At 67.2% G+C, this 1,300-nt stretch carries 1 protein-coding gene; it reads right to left on the minus strand.

Annotated features, from left to right (window positions below; genetic code table 11):
• Positions 1–98: 98 nt before the first annotated feature.
• The coding region (locus AB0D94_RS37830; RefSeq protein ID WP_362062532.1) for an ATP-binding cassette domain-containing protein at positions 99–1,300 on the minus strand (1,202 nt) is incomplete at its 5' end.

The following is a 1,300-nucleotide window of genomic DNA, read 5'->3' on the forward strand; positions in this document are numbered from 1 at the left end:
CTCTTGCAATGCGTTCACTGAGTTCCCTATCGCCGCATCTGCGGCGTCCTGGCTCGATGTTGTGTTCTTGTCCCGCGACGCGAGCGACTGTCGCCGCCTCAGGCGGCGGGCCTCGCCCGGTCTTCGAGCGCGTCGGCTACGCGCGGCAGCGGCGCTCCCAGCGCGTCGCGCGCCACGCCGGCCGAAATCAGCATCGCACGCAACGAATCGCGTTCGGCCCACAGCGGATCGGCGAGAACGAAGCGGAAGCCGAAGCGTCCCGAACGCTTGGCCAACGCGCGCAAAACGTCCTCGCGCTCGACCCGGTCGAAGTTTTCGATGAAGCGGCGCTCGCCGCCGATCTCGACGCACAGCACCTCGACCTCGCGGCCGCGATCGCCGATCGCCCATCCCTCGACCTCGATCCGCCCCTCGCGCAGGCCGATCCTTTCGACGAAGCCGCTCGCCTCGCCGAACAACAACGGATCCTGCGCAGCCAGTTGCTGACGCAAGCGACCGTCGGCTGCAGACACGATGTCGCGATAACACGCCAAGCCATCGTCGATCGCGCCGAAGAACTTCATCCGGCCGGCATCGAGCACCAGTGCCTTGTTGCACAACTTGCGATGCAGCTCGGTGCTGTGCCCGGCCATGACCACGATGCGGCTGCCATGGAAGCGGCTGCTCATCCGCTCTTGGGCGCGATTGAGGAAGGCGCTGTCGCCGGTGGTGATCCACTCGTCCATCAACAAGATGTCCGGCTGTACCGCAGTGGAGATCGCAAAGCCCAACCGCGTGCGCTGCCCGGCCGAAAGCGTATGCAGCCGATGCGTGGCGCGCTCGCTCAGCCCGGCGAATTGCAGGATGTCGGCGAGCGCCGCCTGCAGTTGCGCCCGGCGCAAGCCCATCGCGGTGCCGCGCAGGTATACGTTCTCGGCGACCGAGGCTTGTTCGGCGAAGCCTAGCGTCGGCGTGAGCAGGGATTGGGTACGACCCTGGCGCCGGACCCAGCCGCGGGTGGGCTGGAATGCGCCGTTCAACACTCTGAGCAAGGTCGTCTTGCCCGCGCCGTTGAGCCCGACCACCGCGATCCGGTCGCCGTCCTCGGCGGCGAAGTCGATGCCCGACAGAACGCTGACGAAGCGTCGGGTGCTGCCACTCAGGCTGGACCGTAGACCGAGCTTGCTGCCGACCGCGATGTTCTGCATGTCCAACGGCAATTCCAGCGCCACTTGCTCCGCGCGCAGATGCACGTTCATCGCCACCCCCTCAAAGCCACGCCGCAACACGCGGCGCGCACCAGCGGTATGCCACCGCCGCG

The organism is Streptomyces sp. NPDC048255, from assembly GCF_040652415.1.
Classification (GTDB): Bacteria; Actinomycetota; Actinomycetes; order Streptomycetales; family Streptomycetaceae; genus Streptomyces.